18 protein-coding genes are annotated in these 15567 nt (G+C 62.4%); 13 read left to right on the top strand and 5 right to left on the bottom strand.

Annotation, left to right across the window (positions count from 1 at the left end; all coding sequences use genetic code 11):
* From NKI72_RS18580 to NKI72_RS18610, 7 genes are all read left to right on the top strand, one after another.
* The coding region (locus tag NKI72_RS18580; RefSeq protein ID WP_352850484.1) for a transposase at positions 1–582 on the top strand (582 nt) is incomplete at its 5' end.
* Positions 583–694: 112 nt separating this feature from the next.
* On the top strand, positions 695–2344 hold the full coding sequence (gene ettA / locus NKI72_RS18585; protein WP_352453385.1) for an energy-dependent translational throttle protein EttA: 1650 nt from the start codon (positions 695–697) through the stop codon (positions 2342–2344).
* A gap of 58 nt (positions 2345–2402) precedes the next feature.
* A complete protein-coding gene (gene relB, locus NKI72_RS18590; RefSeq protein WP_352471524.1) occupies positions 2403–2636 on the top strand; it encodes a type II toxin-antitoxin system RelB family antitoxin in 234 nt (77 codons plus the stop codon).
* Positions 2637–2638: 2 nt separating this feature from the next.
* On the top strand, positions 2639–2902 hold the full coding sequence (locus NKI72_RS18595) for a type II toxin-antitoxin system RelE family toxin (protein WP_352501113.1): 264 nt from the start codon (positions 2639–2641) through the stop codon (positions 2900–2902).
* Positions 2899–3690 carry a trans-aconitate 2-methyltransferase gene (tam, locus tag NKI72_RS18600; protein WP_352767713.1) on the top strand — a complete coding sequence of 264 codons (792 nt, stop codon included), beginning with the start codon at positions 2899–2901 and terminating at the stop codon, positions 3688–3690. The genes NKI72_RS18595 and tam overlap by 4 nt, the downstream gene beginning before the upstream one ends.
* A gap of 106 nt (positions 3691–3796) precedes the next feature.
* Positions 3797–4135 carry a hypothetical protein gene (locus NKI72_RS18605; RefSeq protein WP_352767715.1) on the top strand — a complete coding sequence of 113 codons (339 nt, stop codon included), beginning with the start codon at positions 3797–3799 and terminating at the stop codon, positions 4133–4135.
* Positions 4136–4256: 121 nt separating this feature from the next.
* Positions 4257–5378: a beta-ketoacyl-ACP synthase III gene (locus NKI72_RS18610; RefSeq protein WP_352850486.1), complete on the top strand. Its 1122-nt coding sequence runs from the start codon at positions 4257–4259 to the stop codon at positions 5376–5378.
* A gap of 84 nt (positions 5379–5462) precedes the next feature.
* On the opposite strand, the gene NKI72_RS18615 is transcribed toward NKI72_RS18610, so the two are convergent.
* A complete protein-coding gene (locus tag NKI72_RS18615; RefSeq protein WP_352471529.1) occupies positions 5463–6029 on the bottom strand; it encodes a methyltransferase family protein in 567 nt (188 codons plus the stop codon).
* Between the two features lie 207 nt (positions 6030–6236).
* On the opposite strand from NKI72_RS18615, the gene NKI72_RS18620 reads away from it, so the two are divergent.
* Entirely contained in the window at positions 6237–6854 is a 618-nt protein-coding gene (locus NKI72_RS18620) for an MOSC domain-containing protein (protein ID WP_352850487.1), read from the top strand.
* A 293-nt stretch (positions 6855–7147) separates the two neighbouring features.
* Here NKI72_RS18620 and NKI72_RS18625 read toward each other — a convergent pair whose 3' ends face one another.
* Both NKI72_RS18625 and tsaA read right to left on the bottom strand, forming a co-directional pair.
* Entirely contained in the window at positions 7148–7459 is a 312-nt protein-coding gene (locus NKI72_RS18625) for a DUF2293 domain-containing protein (protein ID WP_352769083.1), read from the bottom strand.
* On the bottom strand, positions 7459–7977 hold the full coding sequence (tsaA, locus tag NKI72_RS18630; protein WP_352767721.1) for a tRNA (N6-threonylcarbamoyladenosine(37)-N6)-methyltransferase TrmO: 519 nt from the start codon (positions 7975–7977) through the stop codon (positions 7459–7461). The genes NKI72_RS18625 and tsaA overlap by 1 nt, the downstream gene beginning before the upstream one ends.
* Positions 7978–8119: 142 nt before the next feature.
* On the opposite strand from tsaA, the gene NKI72_RS18635 reads away from it, so the two are divergent.
* The 4 genes from NKI72_RS18635 to NKI72_RS18650 all read left to right on the top strand — a co-directional run bounded on the left by NKI72_RS18635 (position 8120) and on the right by NKI72_RS18650 (position 11794).
* Positions 8120–9142 (top strand): ArsR/SmtB family transcription factor, encoded by a 1023-nt coding sequence (locus NKI72_RS18635; protein ID WP_352492725.1) that lies wholly within the window; start codon positions 8120–8122, stop codon positions 9140–9142.
* Positions 9142–10059, top strand: coding sequence for a methylenetetrahydrofolate reductase [NAD(P)H] (gene metF / locus NKI72_RS18640; RefSeq protein ID WP_023676795.1), 918 nt, complete (start codon positions 9142–9144; stop codon positions 10057–10059). The genes NKI72_RS18635 and metF overlap by 1 nt, the downstream gene beginning before the upstream one ends.
* Before the next feature lie 607 nt (positions 10060–10666).
* On the top strand, positions 10667–11104 hold the full coding sequence (locus NKI72_RS18645) for an antitoxin Xre/MbcA/ParS toxin-binding domain-containing protein (RefSeq protein ID WP_352501077.1): 438 nt from the start codon (positions 10667–10669) through the stop codon (positions 11102–11104).
* A complete protein-coding gene (locus NKI72_RS18650) occupies positions 11105–11794 on the top strand; it encodes an RES family NAD+ phosphorylase (RefSeq protein ID WP_352850489.1) in 690 nt (229 codons plus the stop codon).
* A 36-nt stretch (positions 11795–11830) separates the two neighbouring features.
* Here the strand turns inward: NKI72_RS18650 and NKI72_RS18655 are convergent, their stop codons facing one another.
* Complete coding sequence (locus NKI72_RS18655) at positions 11831–12748, bottom strand: DMT family transporter (RefSeq protein WP_352767723.1); 918 nt, start codon at positions 12746–12748, stop codon at positions 11831–11833.
* 225 nt (positions 12749–12973) lie between these two features.
* Between NKI72_RS18655 and NKI72_RS18660 the strand changes: the two genes are divergently transcribed.
* A complete protein-coding gene (locus NKI72_RS18660; protein ID WP_352767725.1) occupies positions 12974–14194 on the top strand; it encodes an alanine racemase in 1221 nt (406 codons plus the stop codon).
* A 136-nt stretch (positions 14195–14330) separates the two neighbouring features.
* Here the strand turns inward: NKI72_RS18660 and NKI72_RS18665 are convergent, their stop codons facing one another.
* Positions 14331–15503: a lytic murein transglycosylase gene (locus NKI72_RS18665; RefSeq protein WP_352501074.1), complete on the bottom strand. Its 1173-nt coding sequence runs from the start codon at positions 15501–15503 to the stop codon at positions 14331–14333.
* Positions 15504–15567: the final 64 nt, after the last annotated feature.

The raw sequence follows: 15567 nt of genomic DNA on the forward strand, positions 1-15567 counted from the left end.
ATCCTCAATGACCTCAAGGACCTGCACATGGCGCGCGAGGCGCTGGTGAAGAACCGGACGGCGGCGAGGAACAGGGCCAAGGCGCTAACCCTTCCCATCCTCAAGCGCCACAATGCCCAGCAGCTCAGGCAGATCGAACGTCAAATGGCTGCTGTCGAAAAGGAGATCACGGCGCTCATCCAGTCCGATCCCGATCTCTCCCGTCGCTTCGCTATCCTCGTCTCGATCCCGGGCGTCTCGGCAATCACCGCCTTCGCGCTTCTCATCGAAATGCCCGAACTCGGCACGCTCGGTCAGGGTCAGGCTGCTTCCCTCGCAGGCCTCGCTCCCGTCGCACGACAGTCCGGCAACTGGATCGGCCGCGCCTTCATCCGCGGCGGGCGAGCCAATGTCCGACAGGCACTCTACATGCCCGCCCTCGTCGCCATGCGCTTCAATCCCGATCTAAAGGCAAAATACCACCAGCTCACGGCCGATGGCAAAGCCTCAAAACTCGCCATCACAGCCATCATGCGAAAGCTCATCATCCTCGCAAACGCACTACTCAGGGACAATCGGACCTGGACACCATCTCTCCCTTGACCAACACGGATACTTTAGGGCCAAAACTGTTTGCCGTTCGGGGCCGCATCGCTTACATAGCCCCCAACTTCCATCCAATCCGACATCAGTCGACTTTTCAGGGAAAGCGCGCGTGGCACGCCAGTTCATCTATCACATGGCCGGCCTCAACAAGGCCTACGGCACCAAGAAGGTGCTCGAGAACATCCATCTGTCCTTCTACCCGGACGCCAAGATCGGCATCCTCGGCCCCAACGGCGCCGGCAAGTCGACGATCCTCAAGATCATGGCCGGCATCGACAAGGAGTGGAGCGGCGAGGCCTGGCTGGCCGAGGGTGCTACCGTCGGTTACCTGGCGCAGGAGCCGGCGCTCGATCCGAACAAGAACGTGTTCGAAAACGTCATGGAAGGCGTCGCCGCCAAGACCGCCATCATCGAGCGCTACAACGAATTGATGATGAACTATTCCGACGAGACGGCGGACGAGTCGGCCAAGCTGCAGGACGAGATGGACCGGCTCAACCTGTGGGATCTCGAACAGCAGGTCGAGATGGCGATGGAGGCACTCGGCTGCCCGCCCAAGGAGGCCGATGTCACCAAGCTGTCGGGCGGCGAACGCCGTCGCGTCGCGCTCTGTCAGTTGCTGCTGCGCCAGCCCGACCTTCTGCTGCTCGACGAGCCGACCAACCATCTCGACGCCGAGACGACGGCGTGGCTGGAAAAGCATCTGCGGGCCTATCCGGGCGCGGTGATGATCATCACCCACGATCGCTACTTCCTCGACAATGTCACCGGCTGGATCCTCGAACTCGATCGCGGCCGCGGTATCCCCTACGAAGGCAACTACACCAAATATCTCGAAGCCAAGGCCAAGCGGCTCAAGCAGGAAGGCCGCGAGGACGATGCGCGCCAGCGGGCGATCGGCCGCGAGCGCGAGTGGATCCAGTCCAGCCCGAAAGCCCGGCAGACCAAGTCGAAAGCCCGTATCCAGGCCTTCCAGGATCTGCTGGATGCAGCCGACAAGCGGCGTCCGAGCGATACCCAGATCGTCATTCCGCATGGCGAGCGGCTCGGCAATGTGGTGATCGAGGTCGAGGGCCTGTCGAAGGGCTTTGGCGACACGCTTTTGATAGACGATCTCGAATTCAAGCTGCCGCCCGGCGGCATCGTCGGCGTCATCGGCCCGAACGGCGCCGGCAAGACGACGCTGTTCCGCATGATCACCGGCCAGGAAAAGCCCGATGCCGGCACCATCCGCGTCGGCGAGACGGTCAAGCTCGGTTATGTCGACCAGAGCCGCGACGCGCTCGACCCGACCAAGACGGTCTGGGAAGAGATCTCGGGCGGCGCCGAAGTGGTCAAGCTTGGCAAGTTCGAAGCCAACACCCGCGCCTACTGCGCGTCGTTCAACTTTCGTGGCGGCGACCAGCAGCAGAAGGTCGGCAACTTGTCCGGCGGCCAACGCAACCGCGTGCATCTGGCCAAGATGCTGAAGACCGGCGGCAATGTGCTGCTGCTCGACGAACCGACCAACGATCTCGATACCGAAACGCTGGCGGCACTCGAAGACGCGCTCGAGAGCTTCGCCGGCTGCGCCGTGATCATCTCGCACGATCGCATGTTCCTCGATCGCCTGGCGACGCACATCCTCGCCTTCGAAGGCGACAGCCATGTCGAATGGTTCGAAGGCAATTTCGAGGACTACGAGCAGGACAAAATCCGCCGGCTTGGGCCTGAGGCGGTCAATCCGCACAGGATGACGTATAAGCGGCTGACTCGGTAACAACGGATTGGTTGCAAGCGCCCCAGGCTGCTCATAGAATTACCGGAAGGAGATAAACATGCTTAATGTCGAGCTTCCTACCGCGCTGGAAAAACGCCTCGAGATCGTCGCAAGGAAAACTGGCCGGACAAAACATGACGTAGTCGTTGAGGCCATTGTCGAGCAAATTCAGGATCTGGAAGACGGACTAATCGCCCTCGAGCGCCTTAACGATGGTGAAGGTGAATGGCTTTCTCTGGCCGAAGCTAAGGAACGACTGGGATTGGACGCAAGCGACCGCAGTGACGGTTGATCGTGTGGACAATTCGTGTCGAGAAGCGTGCACTGAAGGATATCTCCAGATTGCAAAGGTCCGATCAGCGTCGGATTGTGGACTTCCTGGAAAACAGGCTCGCCTCGCGCGATAATCCACGCGAACTTGGCGAAGCGCTAACAGGACCACTGGCAGGTCTCTGGAAATATCGTGTGGGCTCATTCCGAGTTCTGACAAGGATCGATGATAGCGCTGTCGCGATTTGGGTGGTTCAAGTAGGCGACCGTCGCGAGGTCTATCGATGAATACAGTCGCGAAGGTGAGACCCGACTGGTCCGCCGCCCTCTACCTGAAATTCGAGGACGAGCGCACCCGGCCGGCGCGCGATCTCGTCGCGCAGGTGCCGGTGCCGGAACCGCGCCGGGTGGTCGACATCGGCTGCGGGCCGGGCAATTCGACCGAATTGCTGGTCGAGCGCTGGCCGCGGGCGCAGATCAGCGGCTTCGATACCTCGCCCGACATGATCGAGAAGGCGAAGGCGCGCCTGCCCGGTGTCAGCTTTGCCTTGGCGGATGCGGCGGCGTGGCAGCCGAACGAACCGGTCGACGTGATCTTTGCCAATGCGGTGTTTCAATGGCTGCCGGAGCATCCGGCCGTCTTCCAGCGGTTGATGGGATTTTTGGCGCCCGGCGGCGCGCTTGCCGTGCAGATGCCGGACAATATGGCCGAACCTTCGCACCGGCTGATGCGGGAGACCGCGGCCGAGATGCCGTTTGCCGAAAAGCTCGAGCGCGCGGCCCGCGCGCCGCTGCCGCCGGTCGCGTTCTATTACGACCTTTTGTCGCCATTCTCGGATCGGCTCGATATCTGGCACACGATCTACAACCATCCGCTGGCCGATGCCGAGGCGATCGTCGAGTGGGTGAAGTCGACGGGGCTGAAGCCGTTCCTCGATCCTCTCGACGAAAACGAGCGGCAGCTTTTCCTGAAGCGCTACACGGCCCGGATCAGCGAAGCCTATCCGAAAACGGCAAGCGGCAAGGTGTTGCTGCGCTTTCCCCGTCTCTTCATCGTGGCGCGGCGTTCCGCTTAGAAACTCTTAGCTACACCCAAAAACAGTGCATGGCGGATGCTTGACCGGCTTTCGCCGTCATGCGCATCTCGCTGGGGCACGGCCCTTCATGGGCCATGGGGGGTGGATGATGACACTGAAAAAGCTCGTTTTCGGCGGCAGCATTTGTGCGGCCGCTGTGCTCGCCTTGTCTCTATCGGCGGAGGCCAAGCGAGCGCGCTGCTTCACCAGCGACGACGGCTATTTCTCGTGCAGCTATCGGGCGCTGGACGATGCCGGCAGCTTTCGCATCTCGGCGCCGGGTTATCCGACCTACGTCCTGGAAATCGACGGACCGGGTTTTGCCTATGGCTATGTCAATCTCGGCCGCCGCAACGTGCCGCTGCCCGGGCAATTCGTGCGCAGCCGCGATGACGGTGCCTGCTGGAACAACCCGCAGACCAATACCAAGCTCTGCGCCTGGTAAAGACCCGTCCCAGGGACTTGATTTAAGCCGGCATAAACTGGCTAGGTGCAAAAGAGGTTGCGCCGAGCTTTTTGCGGCGTCGACATGAAGCCGCAACGCCTGCGCACGGGACGAACTGGAAATGCATCGCGTCATCATCAGCGGCATCGGCGTTGAAATCCCCGAAGCTTCGATCACCAACGAGGATCTCGTCGCCAGCTTCAACGCCTGGGTGGACATGGAGAACGTCCGCCGCGAGGTGTCGGGCGAGCCGCTAGTACAGAAATCGGACAGTGCCTTCATCGTCCATGCCTCGGGCGTCCAGACCCGCCATGTCATCGAACGGGAAGGCATCCTCGATCCGACCCGCATGGCGCCGCGTTTCGCGGCGCGGCCCGACGATGCGCTGTCGCTGGAGGCCGAGTTCGGCATCGCTTCGGCCCGCAAGGCGCTCGATCATGCCGGGCTGAAGCCTGGCGACATCGACCTGGTGATCTGCTCGGCCTCGCACCATCAGCGGCCCTATCCGGCGATCGCCATCGAAATGCAGCAGGCGCTGGGGACGAAAGGCGCCGGCTTCGATATGGGGCTTGGCTGCTCTTCGGCAGCGGCGGCGTTGCACATCGCCGTCAATCTGGTGCGGGCAGGGGCGCATAAACGCGTGCTGGTGACGACGCCGGAGATCATCACCGGGCATCTCAATTTTCGCGACCGGCAGACGCATTTCATCTTCGGCGACGCTTCCGTGTCGATGATCGTCGAAGGGCTCGCCCAGGGCGAGAAGCGGCCGGGCCGCTTCGAGGTGCTGGATACGCGCGCCTGGACGCAGATGTCGAACAGCATCCGCACCAATCTCGGTTACTATACCCGCGCCACCCAGGACGATCCGTACATGATCGATCTGGAAGGCAATCTGATCAAGCAGATCGGCAACAAGGTGTTCAAGGAAGTCACCGTTGCCGGCCACAAATTCATCGTCGAGTTCCTGGCCGAGCACGGGCTGACGCCGCAAGCGATCCGGCGCTTCTGGCTGCATCAGGCCAATGCGCGGATGAACGCCATGATCCTGAAACTGTCGTTCGGCCATGACGTCGACCACGACCGCGCGCCGATGGTGCTGGAGCGCCTCGGCAACACCGCCGCCGCCGGCGCCATCATCGCCCTGTCGGAGAACCATGCCGACATGAAGGCCGGCGACTACGGCCTGCTCTGCGCCTTCGGCGCCGGCTACTCGATCGGCGGCGCGCTGTTGCGCATGCTTTAGATTTTTGTTTTACGCATGTCGTTGTCCCAAAACCGCTGCACACCCTCGGTTCAAGCCCGAGGGCATGCTTTTGGGCGACATGCATTAGCCCGGCGCGAACGGCACCAGCATCGGAACGCGCCTGGCATAGTCGTCGTAAGCGCTACCCAGTTCGCCGCGCAGAAAACGCTCCTCCAGCCTTGCCTTCATGACGATGCCGACGGTGATGAGGATGGCGCCGGCAACGCCCCAGACAGTGCCTTTCGCCGCCATGGTGGCGAGGATCGCCAGAAGCAGGCCGGTATAGATCGGGTGGCGCACCAGCCGGTAAGGGCCGGTGTCGACGACGCGATGCGCGGCCTTGGCGGTGACCGTGGCCGACCACAGGCGGCCAAGATGCAGCCGCGCCCACCAGGCAAATGCCAGACCGGCGGCAATCAGCGCGACGCAGATCCACGCTTCGGCAAGGTTCGGCGTCCAAAGCCTCAGCGGGCCGGCATAACCGTGCGCCGGGATGAAGAGCAGGATCGTGCCGAGCACCATGACGGCGCGGGATGGAAGCTCCACCCCGAAGCCGGCGCGTTTTTCGGCCCGGTCGGCCCAGAAGGCGGCCGCGGCCCATGAAACCACCCAGAGCAGCCAGAGCTGTGCGATTGCCGATGCGGGATGCATGATGAACCTCCGCGGGCTTGACCTGATCGATATTATCAACCGATGCAGCGCGGCAGCAATGCGGCACGCTTTTGCATGAGGCTGGTTCAACCATGACGCTGGTGGTGCCGACCCGTATCAGCCGTCTTGATTGGAGCATCAACGCTTTCGACTGGACCCTATGAATCGACTTCGGCTAACTGCATCCGGCAGCTAGGAATGAAACCAATGCCGGATATGTTTCCCGAAGCCGAAACTCCGGTCGAGATCGTCCCGTCGCGAAAACTCGCCGCCAGGGTGGCGGCGCTCTATCTCGCATCATTCGATCGTTTTGACACACGAGCGGTGGATACGCTGCAACTCGGTTTCGACGGCATCGACGGCGATTTCCATGCCGGCACGACGCGGCGCTCCGGCGGGCGGGAACCCTGGTATCGGCGCGGCACCGAGATGCGCAACGAACGGCAATTGTCGATCGTGGCTGCGGACGAACTGGCAATCGTCGCCGAACGGATGGGCATCGCCGAGATCAAGCCGGAATGGATCGGCGCCAATCTCCTGATCGAAGGCCTGCCGCGCCTCTCCATGCTGCCGTCCGGCACGCTGCTGTTCTTCAAAGGCGGCGCGACCGTCAAGGTCGACGCGCAGAACGGGCCTTGCCGGATCGCGGGCAGGTCGGTCGCCGAAAATGCCGGGATGGCCGACCATGAGGCCGGCGCGCTGCTGTTCCCGAAGGCGGCGAAGCGGTTGCGCGGGCTCGTCGCCTGGGTCGAGAAGCCCGGCACGGTCGCGGCCGGCGAGGAGATATCGGTACGCGTGCCCGAGCAGTGGATTTACCGGGCCTAGTCCAGGCAAGGCGACCTCTAGTCACGGCGTATTTTGTTCTTGCTTTGTGCCGGCAGCTATGCTACTAATTTAGGTATGGTGCCAATTGGGCTCCAACGACCCGCCCGCGAGGCGGGTTTTTTATTTCAGGCTTTGAAAGTTCCGATGCTGCCGACCTGAGGTCGGCGGGACAGCGCCCCCCTCTGTCCTGCCGGACATCTCCCCCACGAGGGGGGAGATTGGCCGTCACCTTTCGATTTCGCCAATCACAACGGTGAAGCGCCGTAGAACTCGACGCGTGTGCCTGCCATTCTCTACGCCTCATCCTCATCGTCGAGCAGACGGGTGGCGCGCCAGCGGGTGAGCACATTGTTGGTCTGTTCGATGACGAAGAAGCGCGCGGAATCGCGGTCATAGCCTTCGGCCAGCAGCTTTTCGTAGTCGGTGTGCATATGGCGGATGTGGGCTATTGTCGCCAGCCACACGGCAATGCTCGGCGGCAAGGTCTTCATGTGCACGGCGCCGGCATCGGCACGGATCTTCTCCATGTCGGCATAGGGCGCCAGCGGCAGCAGCGCTGTCAGCGCCTTGGCGATAGCGCGGCGGCGGCCGGTCGGCGCGCTCATCACTCCACCGGCCCTGGCTCGTCCCGCCCGGCGATGGTCGCATCGGCAAAGGCATCGGTCGAGGCGAAATAAGGCTTGATGTCGATGACCGGCGTGCCGTCGAGCACGTCGATGGCATCGAGATCGACGCGGCCGGTGTTGATGTCGACGGCAACCAGCTTTGCGACATGCAGCCCAATTGGGTTCGGCCGGGCAGGGGAGCGCAGCGAAAAGACGCCTTTCGGTTCTGTGGCATGGCGGGGTTTCTGGACAATCAGTTGCCGCGGCGCATGGTGCAGCCAGGACAGGACGATCACATGGCTGGCGCGTTCCAGCCCAAGCAGGCCGTCCCGATAGAGCGGATCGATCGTGAGAACCGCCGGCTGTTCCGTCTCCCGCGCGGCCTTCATGTTTTTGGGGCAAGTCTCCCGCGTGATCCAAGGCGAAGCGATGCGGCCGATGAAGACGACATGGCCATCCGGCGGCATCGTTGCCGGGTCGGTTTCCAGGAGCTTTTCGCCGCTGCGCGTCTCGAACATGGTTCTCGCCCCGATCATGCGTCCGTTTTTGCGCGATCCGCCACGCATGCGTCATTTTCTTGTCCGGAAGCGACATAGCGCTTGCAAGCCTATCCAAACCGACATAAACATATGTTTATATCTTTTCAAAGAGAATGCTCGCATGCATGTCGCTCTCGACACGATGGTAGATACATTGAAGGCGGCGGCGGAATCCAGCCGGCTGCGCATATTGGCGCTGCTGTCGCGCGGCGATCTGACCGTGTCCGACCTCACCGAAATCCTCGGCCAGTCGCAGCCGCGCGTCTCGCGCCATTTGAAATTGCTGCTGGAGGCCGGGCTGATCGGCCGCTACCAGGAGGGCTCGTGGGCGTTCTTCCGGCTATCGGATTCCGATGCGTCGCGCGATTTCGTGCTCAGGCTGGTCTCCGGCATCCGCGGCGCCGATCCGCAGGTCGAGCGTGATCTCGAACGGCTGGCCGCAGTCAAGCGCAAGCGGCAGGACCGGGCCGCCGAATATTTCTCGGTCAACGCCGCAAGCTGGGACCATATCCGCTCGCTGCATGTGCCGGATCGCGCCGTCGAAGCAGCCCTCATCAAGCTCGTCGGCAAGCGGCCGTTCCAGTCGATGCTCGATCTCGGCACCGGCACCGGACGGCTGCTCGAGATCTTTTCGCCGCTCTATCGGCGCGGTATCGGCATCGACATGTCGCGCGAGATGCTGACGGTGGCGCGCGCCAATCTCGACAAGGCCGGCGTTTCGAATGCGCAGGTGCGCCAGGGCGACATTTTTGCGCCACCGGTCGAACGCGACGCCTTCGATCTCGTTACCATCCATCAGGTGCTGCACTATCTCGACGATCCCGCCCGCGCCATCCGCGAGGCGGCGCGTCTGCTGCGCCCGGCCGGCCGGCTGGTGATCGTCGATTTCGCGCCGCACACGCTGGAGTTTTTACGCGACGAGCACGCGCATATGCGTCTCGGCTTTTCCGACCGGCAGATTGGCGACTGGTTTTCCGAGGCCGGCCTCGACCTCGAGGACAGCCAGGAATTCGAGCCGCGCGGCGGCAACGAGGCCAAGCTCACCGTCAAACTCTGGCTCGGCCGCGATCGGCGCATGCTGATTGCCGAGCCTTCCAACGACAGACAACCGGCCAATGCGTATCCGATAGGGGAAACCGCCTGATGAACCAGTTCCGCTTCTCCCGCCGCCCCGACATCGGCGACAAGGTCAGGGTTTCGTTCGAGTTCTTTCCGCCGAAAAACGATGAGATGGAAGCAAGGCTGTGGGACACGGTCACCCGGCTTGAGCCGCTCAAGCCGAAATTCGTCTCGGTCACCTATGGCGCCGGTGGTTCGACCCGCGAGCGGACGGCCCGCACCGTCAAGCGCATCCTCAATGAAACGACGCTGACGCCGGCGGCGCACATGACCTGTGTCGATGCGGCGCGTCACGAGGTCGATGCGGTGATCCGGGAGTTCGCCGATATGGGCGTCAAGCGTTTCGTCGCCCTGCGCGGCGATCCGGCCGAGGGCGTCGGCGCGGCCTACCGGCCGCATCCGGAAGGCTATGCCAATGGCGCCGAACTGGTTGATGCGCTGAAGGGCGCCGGCGATTTCGACATATCGGTCTCGGCCTATCCGGAAAAGCATCCGGAAAGCCCGGATTTCGCCACCGACTTCGATATGCTGAAGCGCAAGGCCGACAACGGAGCGACGCGGGCGATCACCCAGTTCTTCTTCGACAACGATCTCTATGAGCGCTATGTCGAGCGGGCACGGCGGGCCGGCATCTACATACCCATCGTGCCGGGCATATTGCCGGTGCACAATTTCACCCAGGTCGCCAACTTCTCGGCGCGGTGCGGCGCCTTGGTGCCGGCATGGCTGGCCGAGCGTTTCGATGGGCTGCAGAACGATCCGCAAACGCATGCGCTGGTGGCATCTGCCGTGGCCGCCGAGCAGGTGCTGGACCTTGTCGAGCGCGGCGTCGGCGATTTCCACTTCTACACGATGAACCGAGCCGATCTGGTCTTCGCCATCTGCCACATGATCGGCATCAGGTCGCACGAAGTCGAGGCGGCGGGATCAGCCGCGGCGTAAGGCGGCAAGCTCCTTTTTGAAATGTCAAAGATCGGGGGAATGCAAAAGGCCGGGCAAAATGCCCGGCCTTTTCAAATGGTTTGGAGTATTCGGTGCTGGTCTTCCCCCGCTCAGCGGCCTTAAGGAAGGACGCCCATAATGAGGGCGCCGATGAATGCAAACGCAGCACAAATCATCAATGCGTTGATCGGCCTCGTCAGTCCCATGTCATAGCCTCCTCTTAAAGAGCTATGGCGAGAGTCTAGGGTCATTTGTGCCACAGGCAAGCGGAAACTTTGCTGCAATGCGACGAGATTGTGGAATTTGCGACCTGCCGTTTGCCGTTAGGCATTGAAACTCTTTGTCAAAAGCCGGCTCGGGACCTGTGAATAATTTGTGGCAAAGCCGTGGCAGCAGCGAGAATGGCAGCGCTACCGCGGCGGAAAATCGGAATCGATTTTCGGACCGACTGAAGATTCGACGCATCCCTTTGCGCATCCAACCGGATGCTGCACGCTATACGCACGCTATACGAATGCGGTGGGCAACCGGCAGCGTTGTGAGATAGCCAGGACTTGAATTTTCTGCCAATTGGCAGTATATTGTCTGCCAAGTGATGGAGGCCGGAATGAGTGTCGGTTATGCGGTTCGCGATCCTGCAAATCAGGCTTTGCCGGCAAATCTGGCGGATGCCTCGGCACGGGCGCGGCTCACGCCAGCGGCTGTTGCCGGCATCGTCAGGCTCGCAGACATCTGGCATCTGACCAGCACCGAGATCTGTACCTTGATCGGCGACGTGTCGGAGAGAACCTGGTTCCGCATGAAGAAAGGCGAGTGGGAGGGCGTTCTCTCCCAGGATTCGCTGACACGCATCAGCGCCCTGATCGGCATCTTCAAGGGACTGCGGCTTCTGTTCTCCGAAGCGCTTGCCGATGAATGGGTGCGGTTGCCGAACAAAGGGCCGCTTTATGGTGGCCGGCGCCCCCTGGACGTGATGATCGAGGGCGGCATTCCGAAGCTGCTGCAGGTTCGCCAACACATCGACGCTTTGCGCGGTGGACTTTGAATGCAGATCCCGCCGCGCGCTGACATTTCCCAGCGCGACACGATCCGGCTCATTTCGACAGGCAGGCTCAAGGAACCGGTTCTGATGCCGTTGGCCAGGAATCATGGAGATTTGGAGGACCTTGCGGAGCTCGAAGGGGCCACCAGCGGCCGTCTTCAGGCGCAGCAAGGGGGATTGCCCGACCTCGATCCGCGCGAACTGGTTTTCGGGAGGCCGGGCTACACCTTCATCAATGCGGCTTTCGCTTACACCCGTCCGGGCGGCAATCGTTTCAACGATGATGCCAGGGGCGTCTGGTACTGTGGGTTCGATGCGGAAACCGCGCTCGGCGAGATCTCTTTTCATCTGACGCGCGAGCTTGCCGCAATCGAACGGTTTGAAAACGTCACCGACTACGCGGAGCTCGTTGCCGACTTCATAGGCTCGTTTCACGATCTGCGCGGTGCTGAGTTCAGCAAGGACCCGGTGCTCGATCCGGATACCGCCTTAGCCTATCCTGCCGGTCAGGCGCTGGCGAAGCAACTCCGCAAGCAAGACGCCGCGACCGGTCTTGTGTATCCTTCCGTGAGACATGTCGGCGGGACCTGCCTTGCCGCCTTCCTTCCCGATCTCGTTCAGAATCTCAGGCAAGGCGGTATCTGGCGTCTGGAATGGCAGGGTTCATCTGTTCCCGCGATCACGCCCATATAGCGCACGATCGGGAGCGACAACTTCGCTGCGCCATCTCTAACGCCGCCCGAACAGGCGACCGTCGATGGTGACGAGGCCGAGGGCGATCAGCGCCATGCCGCCGAGTTCGAACAGTTCGAGCCGCTCGCCCAGGAACAGGAAACCGAGCAGGATGGCACTGGCCGGCACGATCAGCGTGACCAGCGAGGCGTTGGTGGCGCCGGCCGAGGCGACGAGATTGAAATAGAGGATGTAGGCGAAGGCCGTCGACAGCAGCGCCAGTGCCAGCACCGCCGCCCAGACCGGCGGCGAGGCCGAAAACAGATTGGCGGCATCATAGGTGAACAGAACGACCGGGATCATAATGATGGTCGAGCAGGTCAATTGGCCGGTGGCAATGACCGGTGACGGCACACCCTTGAAGCGGCGGGCGATCATCAGCGCAACCGCATAGGATAGCGATGCTCCGATGAGCGCGAATTTCGCCCAGACCGGACCGCCGAGCCCGGCGACGAGGCCGGGGCCGATCATCACCGCCGTTCCCGCGATACCGAGGGCGATGCCGGCAAGCTTGTTCCACGACAGCTTTTCGTCGCTGGTCAGGGCGTTGGCGAGGATCAGCGTCCAGAACGGCGTCGTCGAATTGAGCACCGAGGCGACACCGGCGCCAAGCTTGGTCTGGCCGGCAAAGATCAGCGAGAAAGGGATGACGTTGTTGGCGAGCGCCAGCAGGAAGAACAGGCCGGCATGCGGCAAGGCGAGGCGAAACGACGGGCCTCGGACCGCAAGATAGAGCTGCAACGCGATCGCAGCTATGGTGACGCGGAACAGCACCAGCACCAGCGGCGGAAGTTCCGCTACCGCAATACGGGCAAAGAAGAACGAGCCGCCCCAGATGGCGCCGAGCAGCAGAAGCTGCGCCCAGTCCTTGAGCACCATCGGACCGCGCATCGTGGTGGTGGCAGCTATCGCCATTGGTCGTCCTCCCAGACGAGATGCCTTGCTCTTCAGGCGTCTGTTCACGCCATACCCGATCCGGCCGCAAGGGCCACCCGAAACCTGAGCGATGGCCTAGCTCGCTCATAACCAGCGTGCAGCACCGGCGTAGCGCCGCGAAGCCAGGGCGGCGAGACATAGAATTGTTTTCATTAGCCGCTAGCTTGGATTAATTGTGCGCAGCCTCAGTCAAGGGATTCGTCCATGCAGCGATTCGAAAATGCCCGCGAGGCAGCGCTGGCGCTTCGCCCGGACGATCCGATCTATTGCTTCCGCCCGCAGGTGCTGAAGGCGGACGCCAAACAGTTCATGGGCATGTTTCCCGGCAAGACCGCCTATGCGGTCAAGACCAATGGCGAGCAGATCGTGCTCAACGCCCTGGTCGAGGCCGGCGTCGGTGCCTTCGATGTGGCCTCGCCCGGCGAATTCGCCGCCGTGCGCGCCGTCTCGCCGGACGCCGAGATGCTCTACATGCACCCCGTGAAGGCGCAGTCGGACATCAGGCTGGCGCTGGAAAAATACGCCATCCGCGTCATTTCGCTCGACCATGAGGACGAGGTCACCAAGCTGACCAGGGTGGTGCGGGCGCTCGACATCGATCCGGGCGCCATCACCGTGTTCGTGCGCATCCAGACGAAAGGCTCGGCGGCCTACGAACTGTCGAAGAAGTTCGGCGCCGGACCGGCCAATGCGGTCGAACTGGCCGAACGGCTGAACCGGACGGGCTACAAGGTCGGGCTGTGCTTTCACGTCGGCAGCCAGATCGAGGATCCCGACACCTACGAGCGGGCGCTGGCCTCCGCCGACTGGGTGCGCAACCGCGTCGGCTTCGACATTGCCGGGCTCGATGTCGGCGGCGGCTTTCCGGCCGAATACGGTCATGATCCGAACAGCCGCAAGCCGGAAATGCCGTCGCTCGGCCAGATCATGTCGCGGCTGTCGGGCGACCTCCAGGAGTACCAGTTCGACCAGTTGCCGCTGGTGGCTGAGCCCGGCCGGGTGATCGTGGCGCGCTGCCTGTCGCTGATCGTGCGCGTGCTGCTGCGCAAGGGCAAAAGGCTCTACATCAATGACGGCATCTGGGCGTCGCTGTCGGATTCATGGACCGGCAAGATCACGCTGCCGGCGCGCTTCATCCCCGATCCGGCGATCCGCTCGCGCAATGGCGAGGACAAGACCATCGTGCCGTTCAAGGTCTGCGGCGCGACCTGCGATTCCGTCGATATATTGTCGCGGCCGTTCTGGCTGCCCGAGACAGTCGATACCGGCGACTGGATCGAGATCGGCCATATCGGCGCCTATTCGCTGTCGCTCAGAACACGGTTCAACGGCTTCTATCCCGACACCTTCGTCGAGGTGGCGACGCCGTTCGACGAAGGCGATGCGCCGCAGGGGTTCGCCAGCCTGGAGACGATGGCGGATTAGTGGATGGTGGAATAGTGAATGGTGAATAGTGAATAGTGAATAGTGAATAGTGAATAAATGAATAGTGGTAATTCTGGTGCTCAATGCGGCTCCGGTGCTATTCTTTTCACCATTCACCATTCGCCATTCACCACCATCACAGCCTGGCCAGCAACTCCGGAGTCGGCCAGCCGTCGACCGGCAGGCCCAGACGCATCTGCTCCTTACGGATGGCTTCGCGGGTGTTGGTGCCCAGGATGCCGTCGACGGTGCCCACGTCATAGCCTTTCGCCTCGAGCTTGGTCTGTAGCGCCTTCATCTGGTCGGCGTCGAGGCCGGGTTCGGGGTTGCGCGGATCGAATCGCGGCGCGCCCCCCAGTCGGGCGGCAAGATTTGCCGCGGTCAGGGCATAGGTGAAGGACTGGTTCCACTCGAGATAGACGTCGAAATTGTCGTAGGTCAGGAAGGCTGGCCCCTTGCGACCCATGGGCAGCGCCAGGCCGGCCTTCAGGCCGTTGTCGAGAAGCGGTGTACCGTCGGGCCTGGTAACGCCCCACTGGCTCCATTGCGTCAACGGCAGCTTGTTGGTGCGTCCCGTCTGCTCCCACGGCAAATCGTCAGGCACACGGACTTCCTCGATCCAGGGCTGGTCGCGCTTCCAGCCGCGCGACTGGATCTTGCTGGCCGTGCTCATGATCACGTCCGGCGCGCTGCCGCGCAGGTCGACCAAGCCATCGCCGTCGCCGTCGACGCCGTGGCCGAGATAGTCGGAAGGCAACATCTGCGTCTGGCCGATCTCGCCGGCCCAGGCACCGGTCACGTCGGCCGGCACCACGCCGCGATCGATCAACATCAGCAGCGGCACGATCTGCGGCCGGAACAGCTGCGGACGGCGGCAGTCATGCGAAAGGCTCACCAGCGCGTTCAGCGTATGAAAATCGCCCTGCACGGCGCCAAAATCGGTCTCCAGGGCCCAGAAGGCGGCGATGACCGGCGCCTGCACGCCGTATTCGCGATCGGCGCGGACAAAGACCTCGGCATATTTTTGCAGATTGGCCGCACCTTGCTTCAGCCGATGCGACGAGATCATGCGGTTCGAGAATTCGATGAAGGTCTGGGTGAAGACGCCCTGGGCGCGGTCGCGTGCCAACGCCTTCTCATCGAGGGTGGCGTTTTCCAGCGCATCAAGGCCGGCAGCGCCGACGCCGGCCGCCCTGGCCTCCGCCGCCACGCCGTGCTTCCATGACTCGAAATCCCCGCCGCATTGCTGTGCCGCTGCCGGCACGGCGGTCAGGAGCAGCGCCGCGAGAAGTCCAAAGCGCAATCGCATCGCTATCCTTCCAAGAAGATTACCGGCGGTTGCAGGCATTCGTCGTTGGCTGTGTCGAAAAGCA

It is taken from the genome of Mesorhizobium sp. M0437, assembly GCF_040321335.1.
Lineage (GTDB): Bacteria > Pseudomonadota > Alphaproteobacteria > Rhizobiales > Rhizobiaceae > Mesorhizobium.